Raw genomic sequence first — 24,292 nt, forward strand, 5'->3', positions numbered from 1 at the left:
CCGTGGCAATAGGGAGGAGCGCGACATGTTCTGTGCCAACTGCGGGACTCGTCTAGAGGACGATGCGTTGTTCTGCACGGAGTGCGGGGCCTCTATCACGAGAAGGATGCCAGGTACCCTCGAACAGGTCACAGGCTCCGGCACAGCGGGGGAGCACGCCATGTCGCGACCTGTGCCTGCCAAGTCGAGGCGTCATCATAGGTTGCTCGTTCCTATCTTTGCACTGGCTTTTATCGTGGTGATCGCAATCATTGTTGTGCGTGTCCTCGATGGGGGGCAGATCGAGCAAGTTGCGTCCTCTTCTTCCCTTTGCAGCACCTTTGGTACCACTGCGAGCTCTGGCTCCTATGACTACTTCTTTAGCAGGAGGCAGGGAGGTATCTGTCGGGCAACGACCGATGGAACGGTTGACCTCATCTATCCTATGGACACGAACCAGAGCTATGTGAGGTGCCTGACCATGGATGGGGACAGGCTATTCTTTGTGAAGCTCGACAAAACAGGTTCTGGGCAACCATTGGGTATCCACCGCATGCGATCAGACGGTGGTGAAGACACCATGATTGGTATGGGCTGGACTCCAGACTACAGCACGGGGTCCCGTGTGTCCATAGATCAGGTCATCCTGTACGGCCACCGGCTCTTTGTCGTATTGTCGTCGCGTGACCAGCGCACTGGAGGTGGCTTTCTTGAGGTCGTGAGCATGGACGAGGACGGAGGTGATCGGCATACGCTCTGTCATCAGGACGGCATAGACGGCACGCAGGCTCTTGTCACGCCAGATCACATCTACTATATAGACCGTGCGGGTGATAGCTCGGGCAGTACCAGGATCGTCTCCATCGACATGGGTAGTTCGGAACAAAGGCTCATCTATGGGGTACGATCGACTGGAATCAACTGGCTCGTGTTGGTTGGGAATCGCGTGTGTTTCATGGATGGCCGTCAGGTGATGTCAGTGGCAACTGATGGGACGGACGCGAAAGTTCTATACAATGTTCCGTCAAACCTGAACAGTCGGATCGTTGCGACGGGAGAAAGAACACTCTACTTGGAAACCAGTGAAGTTCCACGCGATGAGGTGACTGTGGAGGCCGACACCTGGGACCTTCAAAGCCTCTCAATTGATGGTGGGGTGCCTGTGACCTTAAGAGCAGGGATCGATTTCTACCATGCTTCTGTCCACAACCAAGGCGGGCATCTGCTAATTATGGAAAATGGGCAGGATGTGGGAAGCGCGGGCGAGCGGGTTGCGTCCGTTGGCACTGATGGCTCAAGGTACACGGAGTATTCGCTAAGAGGTACGACCTTTGGCAATTAGCCTGCTTGCCATGGACTGCAAAGTCGTCTTGCGTCGCTCCCAGAGCCTCGCAGCTCGCCATCAACCATACGCTTTTCTTACGGTTCTCTGACTAGCTGTGAAGCATTCGCCATTTAGCATGCTGCTATGCAGACAAATCAGCACATTTAGCAGTATACTTTACGGATGGAACGCTGAACGCACAGCGCCTATTTGGCAAAGGATCAGAGCATGGCTTCAACGCGCTACTATCTGGACTACCTCAACAACCAGATCGACATCTCCCCGGCTAACAGCCAAGAGGAGCTTGACGCAGCTCAGCTGCTCCAGTCATTGATGGACGAGCATGGCCTTGACACCACAATGCAAGAATTCGATGCCCCTGCGGGAGGTGAATTTACGCACGACCTCACGTGCGTGCTGCTCTTCTTTGGAATGGTCATGAGCGGTGTGTTGGATAGTGCCGTTGGTGTTGTCGGTAGGGTCATCGTGCTCGTGTGCGTGGCCCTCCTTGCCCTTCGCTTTGGTGGCTATGACCTCCTGGGAGGGATTGGTCCCAAGGCGAGGAGTCAAAATGTCATTGGCGTACACCGCGCCACGGGGCCTCTTGTGGTCAAGGGCAATCGGCCGATCGTTATAGTTGCGCACTACGATAGCCCTAACGAGAACCCGCTCTATCGTCGCAACTTCGTTAGCCTGCTTCCTGTCATCAAGAGGATGAGCCTCTGGCTGGTCATTCTCGTATCCCTCTGCACCCTGCTTCAGCTGATTGGCGCCATTCCCGAGGTCGGCCGCCATGTCTTCTGGGGCATCGGTATTGTGGCGGGCATTCCGCTGATCGTCATCGGGGTGGCAAATATATATGAGAGGTTCGCACCCTGTACGGTGGGAGCTAGCGATAACAAGTCGTCTGTCGCTGCCCTGCTCGGCGTTATGGACATGGTACGTCCCGCCGATGACGATGCCAAGCGGCAGGCCGCTGCGAATCTTCGCAGTGAGGTCGAGCGAGGCGTTGCGGCAGGTCAGGCTTCAGTGGATGAGGCTGATGGTCTTGGAGAGCCAAGCGAGGGGCCCCAGGCTGAGGAGGCTCAAGTCGCCCCTAAGGACGTAGGCCAAGCCGATGACGAAGGCGTCAAGGGTAGCGAAGAGGATGGTTCGGTCACAGAAGGCTCGCCTGCCATGCGCGAGACTGAGGGAGAAGCGCCAGACGCTGAAGCCTTGTCCCATGAATCATCAGATCGTGACGAAGACAGCCAAGAACCAGACCAGGATCCGAGGATAGGTCCTCTTTCAGGAGTTTTCGATAGGGTGCGCAAGGGTACGGGAGGCCTCTTTGGTAGGATTCGCTCGGCTGCCGTCAAGGAGCCAGAGCCTATAGAGGACGACCGCTATGGCTTTGCCCCCGAGCCTCCCTCTGTGGTGGCGACGCCTCGCGTACCGGTGACGGAGAAGGGTGTGGGAGCTGATGACGATACCATAGGTGCCTCGATTTCCACTCGTGTCCCAGGGGAGGGGATCGAGGCGAACATATATAGACAGAATGGGGATGGGTCAAAGTTCGACCCAGACACGATCGTCGCGAACACTGCGCCGTCCGCAGGCGATACTGAAACTGCAGAGACTCTGGAGGTACCTATCGTGAGCAAGCCCGAACCCAGGCCGGTGACTTCGAACGCTACGCGCAGAGAAAGGCGGGTCCCAAAAACGCGGGCTTCCTCAACAAGTGAGCCACAGGCCGTTGCGCAAGCCAACGAGCACGATGTCGTCCGTCGCGGGGCAAGTTTCATCGAGAGTCTCCAGATCCTTCCCTCGGACTGCGAGATCGTCTACGAGATGCCCCCACGCCCCAAGGTCGATCTGTCGAAGCTCCCTGAGGTTCCCGAGATACCCGACTTCAAGGTCGAAGACTTCTATGAGCCGGTTGAGTCCGTTGATGAGGAGGAGCCACAGGAGGAGCATACCGGCTCCGTTCCCACCTTCTTTAGCAACAGGGAGCGTAAGGTCAAGGCGAGAAGGGACACGGCCGCGCGCACCGAGGCTGCGGAGTCGCGCTCATCTGCAGCGGGTACAGACGATGCGTCTTACGAGCCTGGTTCAGATGACACCTACGCGGACTATGGTGAGGGCGGCGAGGACGCTGCCTATGCACGGAATGCTCGGGACATGCTCGAGAACACAGCTGACGCCGAGTATGAGTCCATGGACACTGGGGGTCGTGGGGGCCTGGCGGACTTGTCTCAGAGAATCGCTGATATTCTTACCAAGATTCGTGAGGCGTTCAGGAGCTTGGTCGAGCGCATCACCCAACGTAAAAGGACCGTTAGCGGGAACACGGCGCAGTACGGGATGATCGCAGACGAGCAGGACGAGGACGACCAGGACTCCGATGACTTCTACTACGATGATGACAGTCAGGAGCCACAGCAGGAAGGTGCCGAGGACGATGACGTTGCCATCGAAGGGGAGTATGTCGTTGAGGATGACGTGCAGTACGACTCCGATGGATCTGATGATGATACTAAGGCATTCGCTCGTGATGAGATGAGGGTGGATGCCACCGTGTTGGAGGATGAGGGTGACGCTGAAGGTGAGCTTGGCGACACCCAACCCGACGGTACCCTGCCCCGCTTTGATGATGCCGACACGACGGGAGGGTTGGTCGAGGGGGATATGAGCGGCCTCGACACCAAAGATGAGGATGTGAGGCCGGACGAGAGAAAAAGGCCGAGGCCAGTGGATGACCCGAGGTGGGGAACGTCTGACTTCCGCCCCGCCCCTGTGGATGACGGAGACCCGAGTGGGGGCGTGGCACATCGAGCCGTCTTGTTTGACCTCCCTGACCCATCGCTTATGCCGAAGGACCCCCTTGCGCCCGACGACCTGGGGTCAGCGACCTCGTACGACTCAGGTCAGACGAGTGCCAGTGTGCGACCGGTTCGCGGGACGCGCGAGCCCATTGGTATCGTGAGGCCAAGTCGTGACTTTGGCGCAGAGGCTGGAGAGGGTAGCCAGGTACGCGAGAGGTATGCTCGCACGACCAGGGATCGCGGGGGCGAGTCTGGGTATTCGGGCGGCAGCCGCAGGAGCCAGGCTGCTGACGATAGTTCGGCGAGCGAGTGGAGCAGGGCTGACGTAGGCCATGATGCCGGGCAAGATGGACGTACCATCGGAAGTCGAGATCGTCGGAGCGGCGGCAGGGTGGATGGCGACCGTCCCGCATCTGCGGGATCACGTCCAGACACACGCAGGTGGAAGGGCGGTGCAACCGAGCGCTATGACCTTCGAGTCGTCGACGAGCGGGTCCGTGAGGGAGAGTGGGATGACGCACAACAGCAGCGCCCTACTAAGGAGGACCTACGCGAGGCGATACTGGGCATGGGGGATGACGAGCTCATCTCGCATGACGTGTGGTTCGTTGCCCTTGGCGCATCCTCGATCAGGCACGCTGGTATGCGAGAGTTCCTTGCTGACTTCAGGAAGTCAGTAAGGGGTGCCTTTGTCGTTAACCTTGACTCCATTGGTGCCGGGGACCTGACCATCCTGACGAGCGAGGGCGCAAACGAGACTCGCCGCTCGGATCGCCGACTGGTGAGGTTACTCGGATCGGTTGCAAAGGACCTACATATCAACGTGAACAGGAGGCGTTACATCTGGACCGAGACCGACGCGACGCCTGCCATGCATGCCTCCATGCGAGCAGCCACTCTCATGGGTCTTTCGCATGATGGTGTTCCGGAGCTTTCGCACACGGTAGACGATGTCCCCGAAAACGTAGATGCCGAGCAAGTCGTCTCTGTGACAGAACTCGTGTCGGAGATCATTCGTCGCTCGTAACCATGACTTTTGCGACGCTGTGCTCGCTGGGTTTCTGTGTAGGTTGTGTGACTACGTGGGCCAACCGAATGTGACCACCCGCCGTCGTCCGGCATGGCCGACGGCGGGTGGTCGTGTTCTCATGACGGGATCACCTCCCCTGAGCGTTGTGTGAGGGAGTACTTGTCCCACATTGTGTGATGCCCATATGGGTGCTATAGGATCTTGTATGAGCGAGCGAGCGGATACGACCATTGTGCCTCACCCTTTCTGTCTTGGTGCCATTTGAACTACCAAGAGGTTAGCGGGGCACCGTTGCATGATGCTCGCATCCATCTGCGCTTGGCTCTCGCCTTGAGGCGAAATGTGAGGAGAGTTCGGGATATACCCTGCTATTTGCCCAATGGGCGAGCAGGAGGAGCCACTTACCCGTAAATTCTGTAAAATGCCTGAATTTGTGTTACCATATCTCTGATCATGAGCGTAAACAGGGACATATACCGGGCAGTTCATGAGCGCAAGTGGCTGAGCGTGGAGTACCTCAATGGGCAGGGCCGAACCACACGCTATTGGGTTGGCGTCAAGGACATCGACCCCAGGCAACGCACGCTCAGGGTGCGCGGTATGCACCTGGGGAGCTATACCGTCAAGGACCTTACCATTCGTGTGGATGGTATCGAGTCATCCTCACTGATCGATGAGTCATACTTTCCCACCCCACCTGAGCTCATCGAGCGCATCGATCGCGACGAGGATCGGTTCTCATCCATCTTTGGCACGGTACCTAACCTTAACGTCCTTAACTACCTGGCCGATTGCAGCAGGCTCAACGTAGCGCCCGCCACCAAGGAATTCTCGCTCATCAAACGTGTCGATGAGGACTCCTTTGCCCGAGGGGCGCTCTGCCTTGACAAGGAACAGTTTGCCGCCGTCGTCAAGAGAGCTCAGGACAGGGCTCGCTATCCGCACAAAGGGTTTCGTGCGAAGTTTGAGCAGCTTGCGCTCAACGTCCTCTCGGTACGCGGGGCGGGTGGCCTCTATGTCATCGCCTATCGACAGCTACGTCTTGACCCCGAGCGTCGCACATTGGTCATAGGCCATAACACGATACTATGTCGCGAGTTCGTCGTGCGAAACGGGAAGGCGTTTGAGCGCCAGTCCATCAGGCGCTACCTGGGAGAGGAGGACCTTCATCTGCTCTCGTCCTTTGACGAGAATCGCGAGCGTATCAAGGACCTCATGGCCAAGCGGATCAGCGCGCCCCGGCTCGTCGATGACGTTCCGTACCTCCTCATCATCACGCGTGATGCCACCGTTGACCTGCAGAGGGAGTACGATGGCATCTATGCGATGTATGAGCGCGGCGAGCCGACCGTGCCCATAAAGGCGTTCTTTGGGGACCTGACCAAGCGTCCGGTACGTCGCCGGGAGTTTCCACTCATCCTTCTTGACCAGCACATCAACATGGACCAGCTCACCGCGACGCATCAGGCGCTCAAGTATCCGGTGACCTATGTGCAGGGTCCTCCTGGCACAGGTAAGACGACCACCATCGTCAATATCCTGGTCAACGCCCTGTACAATGAGCGCACGGTGCTCTTCGCGTCCTTTAACAACCATCCCGTGGACGGGGTGTTCAAGAGTCTGGAGAGCTATAGCTGGAACGGGAAGGTGCTTCCGCTACCTGTGATACGCCTTGGCAACAACGCCGTCATGATCCAAGCACTCGAGCGCATGCGTACGCTCTACGAGCTTGTCAAGGATGAGTCCGTCACGCCCGATAGGATGATGGAGCTGTCCCGAATCGATGGCAAGCTTCGTGCCAAGGACCTCAGCGACCTCCTGAAGGAGTACGAGGAGAACCTTGACCTGCAGGAACGCAAGGAGTGCATAGAGAAGCTCGCGAAGGATGCCGATGACTTCTTCTTTAAGCTCGAACTGCAAAGTGTGCAGCTTGAGCTTGTGCGCAAGCGGCTGAAGAGAGTCGAGCCTGCCGAGAAGACGCTTGAGCGGGCGCTCAAGCTCATGGACAGGGACCAGGAGAGCCTCCTTAGACAGCTCTTCTGCCTATCTGTGCGTCGCATCAAGCGCTTGGGTGAACCGCGTGTCGATGAGCTGCGGGAGATCGTGTTCTCAACGCAGGCCGATGACGAGCGCGTGACAGCCTTCAATCATTATCTCTCGGATACGGATAACCTCAAGAAGTTTCTGCGTATCTTTCCCATCGTTGCAACCACCTGCATCTCGGCACATAAGTTAGGGCAGCCCGTGCCAAGCTTCGACATGGTGGTCATCGATGAGGCGAGCCAGTGTGACAGTGCCTGCGCGCTCGTGCCCATAGTCCGGGGGCAAAACCTCACCTTGGTGGGAGACCCCGCCCAGCTCTCTCCGGTCGTGGTGATCGACGGGACAGACAATGCTACGCTGAGGCGTACCTACAACATACCCGACGAGTACGACTTCATAGAGAACTCGGCATATAAGACCTTTCTTGCCTGTGACTCGGTGAGCAACGAGATACTCCTGCATGAGCATTATCGCTGCGACGAGAAGATCATTGGCTTCAACAATCGCAAGTACTACAACGGTAAGCTCAGCGTGAAGAGCGGTCGCAACTCGCCTGGCGCGCTTTCGTACTATAACGTCGAGGGGGACGTCTCCCGTGAGAAGAACGTCGCGCCGGCCGAGGCAGCCGCTATCGTAGACTACGTGCGCAAGAACTGTGACAAGCAGATAGGGATCATCACGCCCTTTGCCAGGCAGCGTGAGTATCTGTTGTCCTCCCTCTCCGCGCAAGGCTTTGATGACGTGCCCTGTGGGACGGTCCATGCCTTTCAGGGAGACGAGAAGGACGTGATTCTGTTCTCGCTCGCCCTGACCGATCGCACCACACCCGCCACCTATGCGTGGGTGGCAAACAATCAGGAGCTGATCAATGTGGCGACGTCACGTGCCCGCGATGAGTTGGTCATATTCTCTAGCGACAGGGAGCTCGATCGCTTGCATGGGTCGATGAAGGGGCCGGATGACCTCTGTGAGCTGGTGCGGTACGTGAAGCAAAACGGGAAGTCGCTGGTGACGCCTCGCTCTGTGTCATCTCGCGCGCTTGGGATCAAGCCATACAGCACCAAGACCGAGGCGGCGTTCCTTGAGAGCCTTAACCATGCGCTGAGCAACGTGTTTACCTCTCAGGTGCGCCATGTGGTGCATCACGAGGTGCCCATAGCGCAGGTCTTCGACGAGAACGTGGCCCAGCAGCAGCTCTTCTACAGCGGTCGATTTGACTTCGTGGTCTATGAGGTGGAGCCTGACGGAACTGAGGTCCCGGTCTTGGCCATCGAGCTGGACGGAAAGGAGCATCGGGCAAACGAGGCGGTGATGAGGCGCGACGAGCAAAAGAACGAGATATGTCGCAGACATAAGCTACAACTCATCCGTGTGGAGAACTCCTACGCCCGCCGCTATGCCTTCATCAAGAGCATCTTGGAGAAGTTCTTCTCCATTCGGCGTTAGGGTGGGCCCAGCCGGGGCCGGTCCCGACGTTTTAGAACCCCCCCGCAGTGATCCCGCCCCGGTCTTGATGCCTTAGAACCCCCCCCGCAGATTGGCGGGTACCGAAGAAATAGGCTCAACTGGGCAAACGTCCTCGTGATAGTGCCCGCCAGATTCTGGGGCACTAAGCCCCAAGCTTTTGCGGGCAGGTGGGGACGCTCTGCGGGATCCTCCAGGGCCTGCCGAAACCTTTGCTGTATCCAAAAAAGCAGTCTCCCTCGCACGGGAAGACTGCGTTTGTTTGCGTGGAGCGGGCGATGGGAGTCGAACCCACCTCAGTAGCTTGGGAAGCTACGGTTCTACCGATGAACTACGCCCGCATAGAAACGAATTCTAGCACAGAGCCGCGAAACCCCTCAGTCCATTGAGTGTTCTCGTGAGTGCACACGATAAGCCCAGAGACGGTAGTGCTCGTTTAGTAACCCACATATACGCGTAAGCCCGCCTCAGTGCTTGGACGCCGGGTTCGATAAGTTGGCGTAAATCATGAAGAAGCCCATCAGCGAGTACACCAAGCGTATACTACGCGCTGCAATGTCTCAAACAAATTGGGGTTTTACCTGGGACTTTACTGGGGCAAACAATGAGACCGAAACGCGTGAACACAAGCCTTCTAGGCCGTCATTCGCGGGTTTGGGTCCTGTTGCTCGCTCCATGTGAGCAGTGCGGCTTCCTGCTGGGGCTGCTTTTGCATGCCTTGTGGCTCCTGTCGACGTGGTGAGCACCGTACTTGATCGAGATTGAATGACGGGATTTGCCTCATCGCGCGCCAAGGTCCTTGAAAAAGAGTATCGGAGGGATGTTTTCATGAGCAGCCGACTAAGTGCCGAGGAGTGTCGTCGGGCGATGGAGGGTCTCGCTCCTCAGATAGAGCGCTATGCGGAGCTTCTCGTCCACAAGGGCGCCGCGATCAAGCCGGGCCAAGAGCTTGTGCTCCAGGCGCCCGTTGAGCGTGCCGACTTTGTGCGCATCGTTGTTAGGGCCGCCTATAGGGCAGGTGCCGGGCACGTCACCGTCATCTGGCGTGATGACGTTGTGCAGAGACTCACCTTTGAGAGCGTCGCGCTCGACTTCTTTAGGCACACACCCTCGTGGCAGGTTGAGCAGTTGAACTCCCTTGCTGAAGCTGGCGCAAGCTTCTTGTTTCTTGATGGCTCTGACCCGGCGGCATTCGATGGCGTCGATCCGGCTAAACCGGCTGCGGCATCACGTGCCAGGAACAGCGAGTGCCGTGCCTTCAGGGAGGGCATGGATTTTGGGCGCAACGTCTGGTGTATCGCAGGGGTGCCTGTGGTTGCCTGGGCGGAGAGGATCTTTCCGGGGGTGAGCGCGAGCGAGTCTCTCTATAGACTGTGGTGTACGATCTTGAGCGTTGCCCGTGCGGACGGTGATGACCCGCAGGGCACATGGGAGACGCACAATGCGACCTTCGAGAAGAACAAGCGGATTCTGAACTCCAATCGTTTCGTGGGTCTTCGCTATGCCTCAAGCAACGGGACGGACCTCACCATTGGCCTCAATGAGGGCCATGTTTGGGAGGGGGGCGCGGCGCGGACAGTTGACGGAACAGTGTTCTTTCCCAACATACCGACCGAGGAGGTGTTTACCACCCCAGACCGCAGGCGGGCCGAGGGCATCGTGCACTCTGCGCTGCCGCTCGTGCACGCGGGCAGCATCGTGGAGGACTTCTGGTTCGCCTTCGAGGAGGGCCGTGTCATAGATTACGGGGCCGAGCGGGGTAAGGACGTCTTGAGGCATATTCTCGAGACGGACGAGAACGCGGTTCGTTTGGGGGAGTGCGCCCTCATCTCCAAGAACACGCCCATCCGGCAGAGCGGCATTCTCTTCTATGACACGCTCTTCGACGAGAACGCGAGCTGTCACCTCGCCCTGGGCATGGGTTTTCCCGAATGCCTTGAGGGCGGGTTCAAGCTTGATAGGGATGAGCTGCTCGCACATGGTGTCAACCAGTCCCACACGCACGTGGACTTTATGATTGGAACCGAGGACCTTAACGTATGGGGCATCAAGGCAGACGGTGCAAAGACACCGCTGTTTGTGAACGGCCAGTGGGCCTGGGAGAGCGAGTAGAGTATCTGGCGTGAGGGGTCGGTTGAGGCTGTGAGGGCGCATCGAGCGTGGTAGAATCCAAATATGGGTCGTTAGCTCAGTTGGCAGAGCAGGAGACTTTTAATCTCAAGGTCAAGGGTTCGACCCCCTTACGACCCACCATGGGACACGAGGCCAGGGGACAAAACCCCTGGCCTTTCCATATGGACGGAAGACCGCGCGCCGCTAAGGGTCGCTAAGGTTCTTGCCAAAGAGCTACTTTTTGGTTACGCCTGCTTTGTCTCTCTCGTGTTCTGGAGCCTTACCCTGGTTTGGAGTCGGAATCTGGATCCCTTCCACTGCTGGGCTCGTCGAGTGAGATATCAAGTTCCGGCTGATACGAGTAGAGGCTTGCCGTAGGCACCATGAAGTCAATCCTGTCGATCTGGCGGCACACTCTCAGCAGTTCTTTGTCAAGCGCGTGAAATCCCAGTGATTCGTCTCTGGATAGCCTCACATCTCTGAAACGTATCGTAGGAGCGATGTGTATCGCATCCTTCGGGCCGACCTCATAAACCTGGCCTCCCGGCACTCCCTTAGCCCACTGGACGCAGACCCAAGCCGCCGCCTGCCCCGAGGGCCCGCGCCCAGCTGCGAAGAACCATGGGCCGCCGCCCGCGCGCGACGACCGTCTCTGGCGCCATGCGACATGAGGCCATCACTCACAGGGGCGGGGACGCGCGTCAGCCGCGACGTCGCGGGCGGCGGCGGGCGCGCGACGGTCGCTAGGCCCGACCTGCGGGGGACGGTGTCGGGGCTGCGGAGGAGGGCCGTGCGGCCTTGCGGAGGGGCGCAACCTGGCCCGACGCCTCACGGAAAGGCGCAGTCTGCGGCTCCCACATCGCGCAGACTGCGCTTTTTCGTCACGTCGCCGCCCGGGAGGCGTGGGGCGCAACCTCCCGCCAGCCTGCGGGGCACTATGAAAAGTGGCCCAACTGGGCAAACGCGCTCGGACAACCCCCCGCCAGGCTGCGGGGGGCTGTGCCAGGGCCCGCAGGTCTCGGTCGGTGGGCCCGACCGCACGGAAAGACGCAGTAGGAGTGTACACAAATCGGCGAAAATGACCTCTCGACGTTGGTTTGGGGCATTTGTGTACACTGTTGCGAGCGAGTTGCGTTGGGTGACACGAGTATCTCAACCTCCATGGGATGCCTACGGCACCGATGGAGTCCTGCTTCAGCAGGGCACCCACAGCACACGAAGAGAAGACCAGATGTGCGTAGCATGCGTCTATCCGGCTCATTTCTATCTGCTTGCCTTGGGTGCCCGTCGAGGACGCTGCCGTTGCGAAGTGAGTGATTCACTCACTTCGAGCTTTCCTTCAATAATCGATCTACCTGCGCATACGTAATTTCAGCTTCTTTTGTCAAGTCATATCAAGTCATTTTCGCGAGAAAAATCACTCACATCGTAATCGCGAAGTGAGTGATTCACTCACTTCCGGTATGCAGCGGCATGGGCTCGTATTGGTTGACCCTACCAGCACACGTATAGTATGAGCCGCCCCCTTTGGTGACTTGGATCTTGCAGATAGTGCCAGATTGACCTATATCGTCCAGACGGGGATGGCTTGGACATCCCTGCTGACCATGTATGGCGTCTCCGTCTGACATATGACATTGCCAAAACCGACCTCGTAATCAGTGAAGCTGCTAAGTACCTCAAAGTTTCTGACTGCCTCGGCACGCACATTGGCCCTCGCCTTAATCTCGACGGGGTGCATGACCTTCCCGTCCTGGATCAGCAGGTCGATCTCCCTCTTCTGCGAATCACGATAGAAGGAGATGTTTCGCGGGTCGCGCCCGGCATTCATATGGCTCTTGAGGACCTCAGAGACGACGAAGGTCTCGAACATGTGACCTGCCATAGCTCCGCGCTTGAGCTGCTCTGGCGTATTCCATCCCGCAAGATGACACGCGAGACCCGTATCCATGAAGTACAGCTTTGGCGTCTTGGTCAGGCGCCTTGTGGTGTTTGCCCAAAACGGCTGCAGAATACGAATGATACCGCTGGCCTCGAGGACCAAGATCCAGCCTTGGATGGTCTTCACGCTGACGCCGACGTCATTAGCCATGTCGCTCGCGTTGAGTAGCTGCCCCGTTCGGGCGGCGGCCGCAACCATGAAATTGTAGAACTTGCGCCGGTCCCTTAGGTTGATTGCCTGCCGCACGTCGCGCTCCAAGTAGGTCTGGATGTAACTGTTGTAGAAGGAGTACCAGTCCATCTCAGCGTCCTGAAGTCGTGGCATAGAGCCGCGCTGGATATGGGCCCAGAGATTGAAGCCTTTGGGTGATCTCGGCGTTTCCTTGCGCGGCAGGCATTGGGAGGTAAAGGGCGTCCCTTTCGTGTTGCCCGATATTTCTCTCAGGGACAGTGATCCGAGCTCGAGTATTCCGACACGACCAGCAAGCGACTCGCTCACCCCCTGCATGAGGCCATAGGTCTGTGAGCCCGTGAGCACGACAGAGCCATACGCGTCTTTGGCATCGACCACGAGCTTTACCTGGCGAAAGAGGCTCGGGGCAAGCTGAACCTCGTCTATGATGATGGGCGTCGAGGAGGAGCTGAGAAACGTGCCAGGATCGTCGATCGCGTTGTCGAGTTCGTTTATGTCATCGAGCGTGACGTAATCATAGGTACTGCCAAGGATGTGCTTGAGCAACGTGGTCTTTCCGGTCTGTCTCGCTCCTGTGACGAGCACGCACTTGAACTGCGCTAGATGAGTGCGTAGCGCAGCTTCGATCTCTCGATTGATGTACATGAGGATACCTCCCTTCTCCTATGGGAGGTACTCTACAGGCTTTGGTGGGTAATGTAAAATTTGGAGAGTAACTACAAATTCGCTTTTCATGCCGTGGAATCGACTCTATCGCGGGTGAGGGGGGCATCCATCTCCCGTTGGGCTGCTTCGGCAAGCCTTTCCCTGTCGCTACGCTTCGTGTGTGCGTCGATACTTTTGTAAGCTGCTGTTGGGTTTGTCGGGAATCGTCATCTCTATGACCGCAGACCTGAGCGCGGGCACGAGGTAGCTCTCCCTAAAGTTCTTTTTGTCAGATAGGCCCATGCGTCCCATGATGTCAGACAGCGATAGGGTCTCATTTCCCATGACCCGCAGAAGCCTTTCGACTTGGGGGGCGACTTGGGGGGCGACTTGGGGGGCGACTTGGGGGGCGACTTGGGGGGTTCTCTCAAACTTCATGTTCCACAGCGTAACGTAGAAGTCGTGTGGTCCGTTCTCAAACAAGGGCTTGAACTCGGATCTATAGCCGTCCTCGGCAGCCGTCGCGCTACATATCTCGCGAAGTCCCGTTCCACGACGCTCCATGAGGTTCATGCGGCTGAAGATGTCGCACACTATGGGGTTGCGGCGATGGCTTTCCACATGCGTGGACATGACATCCTTGGGCAGCGGCCCCTTCATCATGGAGCCTGGCGAGATAATGTCAACGCGATCGTCGTACATGTCGATATGGACCTCGCTGCCGAGGTCAAGGTAGGAGCGATGGACAAGCGCGTTCACGAGCGCCTCGGTGATGGCGCGCTCGCTATAGCAGCGTAGGTTTATGCGGCTGTTGGGGGTCTTCTTCCATGAGAGGATGTTGTGTCGCTTCACGAATGCCTCGCCCTCTCGCAGCAGGGTGAGCAGGCTACCAGAGAATTCGCCATCATCGGTTGGGTCTTCCTTGCGTGTGCCCGTCCACCTTGTGCAGAAGAGTCGGGAGTGCCGTATCAGCGGCTCGTCGGCGAGGAGCGCACCGGCATTCGTAAGGTAGCCTCCGTCATCTGTTACGAGGCCAAACGAGATGAGGTCCGCGTCATCTATGTCATGTCCGGTCCTGAGAGCGTAGCCTGCCCTCAGGACCGTGAAGCTGGCGCGATCCATCGAAATCCCTGAGACGAGGCTATCCCAGGTTTGGTTCGTTCCCCTGAGGATGAGCTCATTGAGGTGCTCAGACGAGATGAGCTCGCTTCTGTCGCCGTTGCGCACGTAGGCCTCGCGTCTGCCATCAGCTCGGTAGTAGTGGGGTGGGTGGGTGCCCGCAGGTACGCGCAGCTCGATTACCGCCCCTGCCCGCTCGCCTGATAGCGCTATCTCAAAGTGCGGGATGGGATCTATGCGGTCGTGGATCATGCGCGAGATAAACTCTATCTCTGCCTGGGGATTGTCGATGCCGATCGCCTCGTGTGTGGAGTCATCGATGCCAAACACGACCGTGCCCCCAATTGTGTTTGCAAAGGCGCTCACGCTCTTCAGCCAACTCTTGGGTCTTGAGTGCTCGACATGAGCCTTGAAGTCGCAGTCAGTTGTCTCGGAGACGAACCGCTTGGTCATAGAAATCCTCTTTGTTGAGGGGACATCGTTTTGGTTGGGGATAGACAGGATACATCAACGTGTCATTGGCTGGCGTGGCATGTCTGTCCCGCCTTAGCTGCGTAGGGGATGCAAACGAACCCGAAGGCTGCGAGGCCTTCGGTGGCTTGTGGGCCTCGTCACGTGATGAGAGCAGCGAGACACTATCTACTACTATTTCAATGTATCAAATGACTTATATGAATGTTTACATAGAAATGTATGCACAAGCAGTGGGGAGAAGGCGCTGGCGCGGAAGGTCACCGAGTCAATCGCGACCTGTCTGATCGATGACTCTCAAGGTGCGGACGACCTCAGCCGAGTGAGACCGCGCTGTCGCAGCACTCGGCGACGAGTTCCGTGTCATGTGTGATGACCAGCACGCATCGCCCTCCTGCGGCAGCCGTTTTGAGCTCGGTAGCGATGATTCGCATGTTTGCGGCATCCAGGCCGCTTGTCGGCTCGTCGAGGACAAGGATATTGCGATCGGAGAGAAGCGCGCAGGCAATTGCCAGACGCTGGCGCTGACCTCCCGACAGGCAGGCCGGGTGCGCATCGCGGTATTGGTAGAGCCCCATTCGCCTGAGGATGTCGCGTGCCCGCCCGATGCCCTTCTCGCTACGTCCCCGCATGCTCATAAGAAGCTCGTCGGACACGGAGTTGGTGAAGAACTGGGCCCCAGTGTTGTTGGCGCAGAACCACAGCTCCCGTCTGCGCCGCGCGGGGCGCAGACGCCTTCCGCTGACGATCACCTCACCCTCCCTTTGCTGCAAAAGTCCGCTGAGCACAAGTCCGAGCGTGGTCTTACCGACGCCGTTGGGCCCCATGATCGCCGTCACCCGATGCGTAAAGAACGAGAGGTCCAGGCCACACCATACCTGCGTTTTGCCCCGCCGGCAGGCAAGCCCCCTGCACTGGATGGCCAAACGAGCGCCATGTGGAGCAGGAAGATGAGGCAGCGGTACCGGAATCGCCGAGCGCAGACCCATGCGACGCCGTTCGACATCGGGAAGCACCCGCATCTCCGAAGGCAAAAACTGCCGGCATATGCGTCCTGCCCGCAGGTACAGGTAGCGGTCAGCAATGCCGTCGAGCCAGGCTATGCGATGCTCGGCGACCAACAGGGTGAGCCCTCTCCGCTTGAGCTCCAGTACGGTCTGTTGCAGCTGCGCCATGCCCGTGGCATCCATGTTGGCAGTCGGCTCATCGAGGACGAGGACCGTCGGTGTGAGCGCGTATACCGAGGCTATCGCCACACGCTGCTGTTCGCCGCTGGAAAGCGTGTCGACCGCTCGGCTCCGCAGCGCCTCCAGGCCCATCATGGCCAAGGCGCCATCAGTGCGCCGTCTGATTTCCATGCGGTCCATGCCCCGGTTCTCGCAGGCGAACGCCACTTCTCCGGTAAGCTCCGCAGAGAAGAACTGGCTTTTGGGATCTTGGAACACGCTTCCCACCAGACTCCCGACCTCCCAGCTCCTGAGGCCTTCCACATCGCTGCCCCTCACCAGGACACGCCCCTCCTTCTTTCCGTGGTAGAAGGAGGGTATCAGCGCACTCACCATGCGGGTTACCGTCGTCTTCCCGCAGCCGGAGGTGCCGCACAACACCAAACACTCACCGGCGGTGACGGTGAGGTCGATGTCAAAGATGCCATTGTCGCTCCCTTGGTAGCGGAAGGAGACCCCCTCGAACCTGATCACAGCTTCGAGCCTCCCAGCGTCAGAAACACGGTAGCCGTCACGATCCAGACGGCCATCCAGACCCAGTCACCCAGACGAAGCGGACGGCTGTGATAGCTGCCCCGCACGCCTGGCTGCTCGGCGCAGCGCGCGATCGCCGAGACGGTCAGTTGGTCGGCTATCTGCAAGCAGCGCAACAGAAGCGGTACGAGCACGTATTCGCAGCTGAGGGCCGGATGGCGAACGATCTGCAGCGGCGAGAGCAGGGCCCTGTTACGCATGGATTGTACGATGCTGGCAAGCTCAGAGCCCATGGTTGGAAAGAACCGAAACACCACCAGCATCCCAAGTATCCAGGAGGTCGGGGCGTGCAGACGTGACATGAATTCGGCAAGCAGGCCAGGAGGCGTGGTCATAAGGTCCCACGAGACGATCATGGCCGGAAAGAGGATCCAGAAGAGCAGGACCGTAAACTCCGAGAACAGCACCATTCGCAGTCCCTGGGCAACGATTGCCCACAGGAGTGCCGCGAGCACCAGATAGAAGCTGGTAAACGATGCGACCAGCCTCCATCGCCCCTGAAAGGCGAGGTGACAGAGGCCCACAAGCGAGGGGAGCCACAGCCACAACGGACGGTCAGTCAAAAAGATGCACAGGAGCATGCAGGCAAAGGCGACGAGCTTCACCGGCACCGCAAGTGTGCGGTCACACGACGTGGAGCTCTCGGATGCGGTGTCGTGCTCCGCGCCGGATGCTGCGAGACAATCGGACACTACAGGACTCCTGCCTTCTGGAAGTGCTTTTGTATCAGCCTGCTGCCAATCACGCCACCGGTTAACGCGCATGCTAGCGTGAAAGCAAGGATAAAGGCCAGCCACGCCGGGTTGGTGTAGTAGAGCAGGTAGTCCTTCACATAGGCAGGGTCTTGGCCTGCCGAGGTCGAGAACGCGTAGTAGGTGTCCCAGAAGAGCACGATGGGCAGCAGGTTGGTGCCCTGGTGGAGAAAGCCGCTTACCGTACAAGCAGCGATGACCTTCCTGGGATCCTGGCACGATCCGCCCTTCCAGAGGATAGTCTCGCAGATCAGGCCGACAAGGACGTACCAGGGCAAGAGGTACCAGTTGCCCGAGGCAAGGTAGGCCATCCCCACCATGGTCAGGTACGCAAGCGACGTCCCACGCTTGGCGACGCGTGTGACAAGCAGGGTGTACACAGGCCCGAGGACCAGGACGATAACGCCGGTGGAAAGCACCATGCTTGCGAAGTTGTTGAACATGAAGATGACGTTGAGCGCGGCCTGTATGACGATCATCACCACGCTCAAGAGCACCGTTGTGATGACGTCTCTCACCGTCCATCTGCTGCTTTGCTTACGCACGTTATCCTCCTTGTCTTGGTATACGACGGCCGTGTCTTGGCTGCCCTTTTTGCCGCGGCCCGGATGCCTTCCGACCGCGTGCCCCCGATCGCAGCCTGCTTGCCCCCTAACCGGCTGCCTCCCTGCGAATGGCCCATCCCGACGCCTGCTGCCGTATGCTCACCAGCTGCCGGTACAGGCCTCCCTGCCCCATAAGTTCGGCGTGGGTGCCGCGCTGGACGATGCGTCCCTTGTCGAGCACGACAATCTGGTCGGCATCTCGCACCGTCGCCAGGTGATGGGCTATCATCAGCAGCGTCTTGCCGCGCGTGAGCTCGGCTATGGCCTTCTGTAGCTCGCGTTCGTTCTCGGGGTCCACGCTTGCCGTAGCCTCATCGAGGATGACGATGGGAGCATCCTTCAGAAGGGCGCGGGCGATCGATATGCGCTGCCTCTCTCCGCCAGAAAGCGACGAGCCTCCCTCGCCCACCATCGTCTGATAGCCGTCGGGAAGCGCGCTGATGAACTCGTGGCAGCAGGCTCTGCGGGCCGCCTCGCGCACATCCTCGTCCGTGGCGTCACGGCGGCCGATGCGAATGTTGTTCTCGATGGTATCGTTGAACAGGTAGACGTTCTGAAAGACGATCGAGAAGTTTGTAAGCAGGCTGTCACAGGTGATGTCGCGAACGTCCACCCCGCCGACCGCGATCCTCCCTTCGCGCACATCCCAGAATCGGGCTATCAGGTTGCAGAGCGTGGTCTTTCCCGAGCCTGACGGGCCTACGATTGCGCAGGTCGTTTTCTCCGGAACGGCAAGGCTTACGTCGTCGATGACGACGGCGCCGTCCCCATAGGAAAACGAGACCCCAACAAGCTCGATGTCGAACCGATCAAGCTTGATGTCGGTGCTATCCTCGTCGATACGGGGCATGTCCATGACCTCGTCCACGCGATCGAGCGAGGCGTCGATGGCCCGTGCGATCGAAGTTACGCTGCCGGCGACCTCCACTGCCGAGTAGACCATGAAGCTGGCGACCAAAAGCATCAGGCTCTTCTCGGGAGCGATGTCACCGATGAGCAGCAGGTAGGGGGCGATCACAAGAAATGCCGCGCGCACGAGCTTGAACACGCTCTGGTAGGCTGCAGCTACGCTGGTGAAGGCGCGCTCGAGCGAGACGTTTGCCGCCGTGCTCTCGTCGATGGCAGCGTCGACCTTGCGCGCGGTTCTTGTCCCCAGGCCGAAGGCCTTGACCACCGCCATGCCCTGAACGTGCTCAAGCACGGCGGAAACCAGGTTTGCCTGGGCCGCCTGCCTGCGCGGGGAATAGCTGTCGCCGACCTTCTGACTCAGCGAGTAGAGAAGCAACGCGCAGATAAGGCCAACAATCGAGACAAGCCCCAGACGCCACTCGTAGGCGAGAAGCCAGGCGGTGATGACGACGGCCTGTATGAAACCGCCCGCCACGATCTCGAGGACACTCACCGCCTTAGTCTCGATATCCTCGAGCGTCGTGGTTGCGGCGGCCGCGATGGCGCCAACCTCGCGCTCATCGAAGAAGCCCATGTACGTGCGCTTGAGCCTCTCGCCTATCTCAAGGCGTTTCTGTGAGCACATATCAAAGCTGCCGATGGTACGGCGCAGAGAGGAGCAGTTGGTGAGCACGATCTGTCCCGTAAGGCTGACGACCATGATAGACAGAGAGACCCAGGCAGTCGTCGCAAAGATGGGACGCCCGGCCAGGCCATCGAGCACCTCGATCAGCACGACGAGAATGGCCATCAGAGGTAGCGTCTCGAACATCGCGGTGAAGACGGTGAAGACGAACGAGAGGATGAGCGATCGCCTCTGCTCTCCCGCAAAGGCAAGCAAGCGCCCGAACAGCTTGATCATGCCGTATCACCTCCTGCGTGCGTGGCCTCCTGCTGGGCGTTCCAGAGACTGCGGTACAGCGGGCTGCTTTCAAGCAGCCCGTGATGGGTGCCCTCGGCAGATATCCTGCCGTGGTCCATGACCACTATCTTGTCCGCTCCCACGATGGTCGAAAGATGGTGGGCGATGATGATGAGCGTTTTTCCCGTCACAAGCCCGCTGATGGACGCCTGTATGGCCGCCTCGTTCTCGGGATCGGTGAAGGCGGTCGCTTCGTCGAGAATGACGATGGGCGCATTCTTCAGCACTGCCCGTGCTATGGCGATGCGCTGGCGCTCGCCGCCCGAGAGCCTCGCCCCCGCGCTACCGACGCAGGTGTCGTAGCCTGCCGGCAGGGCGCATATGAACTCATGGCAGCTTGCGCGTTGCGCGGCTTCCTCGACCTCCGCATCGGACGCATCGGGTTTGCCCATGCGGATGTTCTCGCGGACTGTCAGGTCAAACAGGTAGTTGTCCTGAGTCACATAGGAGATCGATCGCATGACCTGCTCAAGCGGTATATCTTTGACATCGATGCCGCCAATGCCCACCGAGCCGCCATCCGCCTCCCAGAACGAGGCGATGAGGCGCGCGACGGTGGACTTTCCTGACCCCGAGGGGCCGACGAGGGCGGTCATGGCGTGCGGTTCGATCGCAAGCGATATGCCGTGGAGCACCTCCTCCTTCCCGTATCCGAAGCTCACCTTGTCGAACGTTATGCGGTAGTCGGGAATCTCGACGGGCGTCGAGGGGCGCTTCATCTCGGGCGCATCGAGCAGGGTCGATACCTCGGCCACCGTTGAGTCCACCATCGCCAGGCTGTCGGTGTATCTTAGCGCCTGCATGAGCGGCTTCACCAGCCCGAGTGCGAGGATGATGCAGGTGATGAGTGCAGAGGCGGAGATATCGCCGCTCAGGTAGAGGAGGCTGCCCAGCGGCAGGACGCCTATCAGGCATGACGGCATGATGGTGACACCGGCCACATAGAAGGGGTTGGTCTGCCTGAACCACGTGACCTTTGCGTCCTCGTTTGCGCGGACTGCGTCCACGTACCTCCCATATGATGCCGTACTCTGGTTGAACCCCTTGATGACCTCGATGCCGCCAATGTACTCGACGATGGCCGCGTCCATGTTCTTGCTCGCATCGAGCACGCGTGCGTAGCGGGGCCCGTAGTCCTTCATCATGCCCATGTAGCAGCAGATCCCGACTGGTATCGTGATAAGCGATATCAGGGCCAGGCGCCAGTCCAGGACAAAGAGGTAGGCAAGCATCAGGACGGGGATGAGGGTGTTCGCCGTCAGCTCGGGGACCATATGGGCGAGGGGAAGCTCGAGTTTCTCGACCGTATCGACGATGAGCGTTTTGAACGTGCCCGATGGCTGGTCGAGCACCGTGCCCATGGGGACGCGTGAGAGTTTGTCGGTAAGCGCTTTGCGGATGCTGTTCAGGGTAATGAAGGCGCACCGATGCGAGATGATCGTCGAGGCAGACGCGAGCCATACGCTGCCAAGGTAGCCGACAAGGGCGACGGATGCCGCTGCGGCTATGGGGCCGAGCTCGTACATTCCGGCGCAGACCAGCGTCAGTATCTGCGCCGCAGCGATATAGGGCACGATACCGGCGGCCGCGCCAAGGACGGCAAAGACCACAGAGGCGGTAAGGCCGCCGTAGGCCTCGCGGGCAAAGGACATCAGTCTCGATACGGTGGTGCTGTGGGCTGCAGGCACAAAAACCTCCTTCTGTGGGCGGCCACTTGCCCGCCTATACGGGGACGTGTCAAAGCGTGACGACGCCAAGATGCGGCGGATCACGAGAAGCCAAGGCGCGGCGGGTTACGAAAATCTGAGCAGGCCCTCCCATCCGCTGTTAAAGAACTGCGCCAGCTCGGCAACGTAGCGTTTCGCCTTATCCCGCTCCATGTCGTGGACGACGGTCTCGAAGACAGCCGTGAAATACGCGCTCGTTATCATGTGGTGGAGCTCGATGCTCACCTCGCCCTCGAGTCTGCCCGCCTGGCGCAGCTCCTCATAGAAGCGTTGCGTCCGCTCGACGTCGAGCTCGACGAGGTCGTGCACGTAGGTCTCGTAGCGCGTCCCCTCGGAGCAGCACAGCACGAGCTTGAAGGCATCGAAGTTGTCGTAGACAAAATCCAAGAACGCATCGAGGTATTCGGTCGACAGCCGTCGGCTAAAGGCCGCCCTGCCTTCTGGGATGAGGTCGAAATGCGCCTCTTGTGCCTTGCGAAACTGGTCCAAAAGGCCGTCGGCCGCCGGAGAGACTATGGCGTCGAACAGGTCGGCCTTGCTCTGGTAGTAACCATAGAAGGCCCCTTGGGTGAACCCTGCCTCGCGCACGATGGCGCGTAGCGACGCGCTCTTGAAGCCCTTGGCGAGAAACTCCCGCTTGCCGGCCTCGACTATCTTCTGTTGTGTTTCTGAGAGCCCCACGATCCCTCCGTATGTATCAGTGATATATATCACTGATACATACCACAGGACGACATTGATGTCAACGCGTGATGCGGGCGGAGCGTGCGGCGCGGGCGGGGCGTGGGCGGTGGGTGCGGCGTAGGCGGCGTGCGATGCGGGCAGGGCGTGGGCGGTGTGCGGCGTGGGCGACGAGGACAGGGCGTGTGCGCGTGGCGCGGCGGTGGGGCGTGGTGCGGGCGGGGCGTGGGCAGGATGCGCGGCGGTGGGATGCTGCACAGGATGCGGGCGTGGGGCGCGGCACAGGATGCGCGGAGGCACGATGTGAGTGATTCACTCACATCGTCAGCACGAAGTGAGTGATTTTCTCGCACTCGGCAACACAAGTTGAGAGAGTCGAACTTGTAAAACTCCAGGTCAGAGCCTTACTGAAAGTAGACTCGATGTGAGTGATTCACTCACATCGCGATGAGGAAGTGAGTGATTCACTCACATCGCGATGAGGAGGTGCGCGCGTGCTGTGCACTCCTCGAGGTTCACTGCGCCTGATCTCATATTGTCGTCCTTGCCGCATACCCTGTGTGGCGTAGCCTTGCACTTCTTGATGAGTCCGTATGCGGGCCTGACCGCTTCCGCATGCGCGCGCTAGACTTCCAGGCGAGAATCATGAGGAACCTAGCGCGGCGACATGTCCAGCATATTTGCCCGGTTCAAACTGTCGGCCATCAAGCTGTGCCACACGATACGTATCCGATGGGTGATCCGACTCCTTACAAACGCGCTCTTTCGGGTCAGCCCGAAGAGCGAAAAAAATTTGGCTCTTCGGGGGTTAGTGTAGGTTGACGCCTCGGTGAATCGCGTCGCAACAGTGTACACAAGTGCCCCAAAACGGCGCCGAGAGACCGTTTTCGCTGATTTGTGTACACTCCCGCGTTCTCACGTCTGTCCACAACGGCGCAACAGTGTACACAAATGACCCGAAACTGTGCCGAGAGGTCATTTTAGCCAATCTGTGTACACTCCTGCGTCCCCCACCCATGCCCGCTCGCGCGACCGGGTGGGGCTAGGGGCTCCACGACATCGACGGCCCCATGAACCTCGTGATGCCAGGGTGCTCGGACCTGAGGCCCACGCCGCCGGGGCGGTGACGCAACCACCAACCTACACGAACTCACGGAGCCTCTTAGTTGGGGCAGCCAACTGCAGAGCTACTCCGAGCTGCGGAAAAGCGATCTGGCAGCTCATCAAGCCCGATTTAATCGTCTTGAGCAGATACGAGCAGAGCAGGCGTATAAACGAAGTCGAAAAAACCTCAAGAGAGTTGGGCTTGACGGGCGCGCGCGGGAGCTCGCGTCGGTGTTGTCTGGTGGTGAGAGACAACGTTGTTAGGGCCAATCGGTTTTGCGCGCGCCATGTTCAAGCATGCTGACGTACTGTACGCCGACGAGCCGACGGCTTCGCTCGACAAAGCCAACCGCCAGATGGTCATCGACCTCATATGCCAGCGTGCTAGCGAGGGGACGACCGTCATCATTGGCGACCCATGACGACGATCTGGCAAAGATTGCGGACGCAAACTTTGCCATGGGAAGCTCCGCAGGATAGCTCTCATGACATCAGCTGCTACTGCGACAGCTGCCCGCAGCATCGCACTCGATGCCACTTGGTGTTACAAGAACCGGCAAATGTGTGGTGTCGGGGAAGCGTGTGACATTTGGCGGCACCTGGTGGCACGTTTTGAGGTTGCGCTCCACTTGGTGTCGCCGGGCGCCGCGCGTAAGACGGTGGGCTCG

General features: G+C 59.0%; 13 protein-coding genes and 2 tRNA genes. 6 read left to right on the forward strand and 9 right to left on the reverse strand.

Translation table 11 applies throughout. From position 1 onward, the window contains the following. The first annotated feature begins 25 nt into the window (after window positions 1-25). The 3 genes from ADJ70_RS12920 to ADJ70_RS12930 all read left to right on the forward strand — a co-directional run bounded on the left by ADJ70_RS12920 (window position 26) and on the right by ADJ70_RS12930 (window position 8,626). Window positions 26-1,321 carry a zinc ribbon domain-containing protein gene (locus tag ADJ70_RS12920; protein WP_050342057.1) on the forward strand — a complete coding sequence of 432 codons (1,296 nt, stop codon included), beginning with the start codon at window positions 26-28 and terminating at the stop codon, window positions 1,319-1,321. A gap of 210 nt (window positions 1,322-1,531) precedes the next feature. Continuing rightward, window positions 1,532-5,134: a M28 family peptidase gene (locus ADJ70_RS12925; protein ID WP_050342059.1), complete on the forward strand. Its 3,603-nt coding sequence runs from the start codon at window positions 1,532-1,534 to the stop codon at window positions 5,132-5,134. 510 nt (window positions 5,135-5,644) lie between these two features. Further along, on the forward strand, window positions 5,645-8,626 hold the full coding sequence (locus ADJ70_RS12930; protein WP_216597273.1) for an AAA domain-containing protein: 2,982 nt from the start codon (window positions 5,645-5,647) through the stop codon (window positions 8,624-8,626). A 285-nt stretch (window positions 8,627-8,911) separates the two neighbouring features. Here the strand turns inward: ADJ70_RS12930 and ADJ70_RS12935 are convergent. Further along, window positions 8,912-8,985 (reverse strand) — tRNA-Gly (locus ADJ70_RS12935). Between the two features lie 487 nt (window positions 8,986-9,472). Between ADJ70_RS12935 and ADJ70_RS12940 the strand changes: the two genes are divergently transcribed. Together ADJ70_RS12940 and ADJ70_RS12945 are read left to right on the forward strand one after the other, a co-directional pair. After that, window positions 9,473-10,756, forward strand: coding sequence for an aminopeptidase (locus tag ADJ70_RS12940; protein WP_050344608.1), 1,284 nt, complete (start codon window positions 9,473-9,475; stop codon window positions 10,754-10,756). A gap of 65 nt (window positions 10,757-10,821) precedes the next feature. Then, window positions 10,822-10,897 (forward strand) — tRNA-Lys (locus tag ADJ70_RS12945). Between the two features lie 1,423 nt (window positions 10,898-12,320). Here ADJ70_RS12945 and ADJ70_RS12950 read toward each other — a convergent pair. The 8 genes from ADJ70_RS12950 to ADJ70_RS12985 all read right to left on the reverse strand — a co-directional run bounded on the left by ADJ70_RS12950 (window position 12,321) and on the right by ADJ70_RS12985 (window position 22,520). Continuing rightward, window positions 12,321-13,535, reverse strand: a complete 1,215-nt coding sequence (locus tag ADJ70_RS12950) for an ATP-binding protein (protein ID WP_050342063.1) — start codon at window positions 13,533-13,535, stop codon at window positions 12,321-12,323. 168 nt (window positions 13,536-13,703) lie between these two features. Beyond that, window positions 13,704-15,107 (reverse strand): Fic family protein, encoded by a 1,404-nt coding sequence (locus ADJ70_RS12955; protein ID WP_050342064.1) that lies wholly within the window; start codon window positions 15,105-15,107, stop codon window positions 13,704-13,706. Window positions 15,108-15,439: 332 nt separating this feature from the next. After that, entirely contained in the window at window positions 15,440-16,825 is a 1,386-nt protein-coding gene (locus tag ADJ70_RS12960; RefSeq protein WP_050342066.1) for an ABC transporter ATP-binding protein, read from the reverse strand. Continuing rightward, window positions 16,822-17,577: an energy-coupling factor transporter transmembrane protein EcfT gene (locus ADJ70_RS12965; RefSeq protein WP_216597274.1), complete on the reverse strand. Its 756-nt coding sequence runs from the start codon at window positions 17,575-17,577 to the stop codon at window positions 16,822-16,824. The genes ADJ70_RS12960 and ADJ70_RS12965 overlap by 4 nt, the downstream gene beginning before the upstream one ends. Then, window positions 17,577-18,182: an MptD family putative ECF transporter S component gene (locus tag ADJ70_RS12970; RefSeq protein ID WP_216597275.1), complete on the reverse strand. Its 606-nt coding sequence runs from the start codon at window positions 18,180-18,182 to the stop codon at window positions 17,577-17,579. The genes ADJ70_RS12965 and ADJ70_RS12970 overlap by 1 nt, the downstream gene beginning before the upstream one ends. 106 nt (window positions 18,183-18,288) lie before the next feature. Continuing rightward, window positions 18,289-20,052 carry an ABC transporter ATP-binding protein gene (locus tag ADJ70_RS12975; RefSeq protein ID WP_050342068.1) on the reverse strand — a complete coding sequence of 588 codons (1,764 nt, stop codon included), beginning with the start codon at window positions 20,050-20,052 and terminating at the stop codon, window positions 18,289-18,291. Continuing rightward, a complete protein-coding gene (locus ADJ70_RS12980; RefSeq protein ID WP_050344614.1) occupies window positions 20,049-21,764 on the reverse strand; it encodes an ABC transporter ATP-binding protein in 1,716 nt (571 codons plus the stop codon). The genes ADJ70_RS12975 and ADJ70_RS12980 overlap by 4 nt, the downstream gene beginning before the upstream one ends. A gap of 141 nt (window positions 21,765-21,905) precedes the next feature. Further along, window positions 21,906-22,520 carry a TetR/AcrR family transcriptional regulator gene (locus ADJ70_RS12985; RefSeq protein ID WP_050342070.1) on the reverse strand — a complete coding sequence of 205 codons (615 nt, stop codon included), beginning with the start codon at window positions 22,518-22,520 and terminating at the stop codon, window positions 21,906-21,908. Window positions 22,521-23,911: 1,391 nt separating this feature from the next. Here ADJ70_RS12985 and ADJ70_RS15575 point away from each other — a divergent pair. Beyond that, window positions 23,912-24,046, forward strand: coding sequence for a hypothetical protein (locus ADJ70_RS15575; RefSeq protein WP_305727888.1), 135 nt, complete (start codon window positions 23,912-23,914; stop codon window positions 24,044-24,046). Window positions 24,047-24,292: the final 246 nt, after the last annotated feature.

This window comes from Olsenella sp. oral taxon 807, from assembly GCF_001189515.2.
Classification (GTDB): domain Bacteria; phylum Actinomycetota; class Coriobacteriia; order Coriobacteriales; family Atopobiaceae; genus Olsenella_F.

Excerpts from the sequence above, each read along its gene's own strand:
- ADJ70_RS12920 (WP_050342057.1), top strand. The coding sequence starts at position 26 with ATGTTCTGTGCCAACTGCGGGACTCGTCTAGAGGACGATGCGTTGTTC.
- ADJ70_RS12925 (WP_050342059.1), top strand. The coding sequence starts at position 1,532 with ATGGCTTCAACGCGCTACTATCTGGACTACCTCAACAACCAGATCGAC.
- ADJ70_RS12940 (WP_050344608.1), top strand. The coding sequence starts at position 9,473 with ATGAGCAGCCGACTAAGTGCCGAGGAGTGTCGTCGGGCGATGGAGGGT.
- ADJ70_RS12950 (WP_050342063.1), bottom strand. The coding sequence starts at position 13,535 with ATGTACATCAATCGAGAGATCGAAGCTGCGCTACGCACTCATCTAGCG.
- ADJ70_RS12955 (WP_050342064.1), bottom strand. The coding sequence starts at position 15,107 with ATGACCAAGCGGTTCGTCTCCGAGACAACTGACTGCGACTTCAAGGCT.
- ADJ70_RS12975 (WP_050342068.1), bottom strand. The coding sequence starts at position 20,052 with ATGATCAAGCTGTTCGGGCGCTTGCTTGCCTTTGCGGGAGAGCAGAGG.
- ADJ70_RS12980 (WP_050344614.1), bottom strand. The coding sequence starts at position 21,764 with ATGTCCTTTGCCCGCGAGGCCTACGGCGGCCTTACCGCCTCTGTGGTC.
- ADJ70_RS15575 (WP_305727888.1), top strand. The coding sequence starts at position 23,912 with ATGTTCAAGCATGCTGACGTACTGTACGCCGACGAGCCGACGGCTTCG.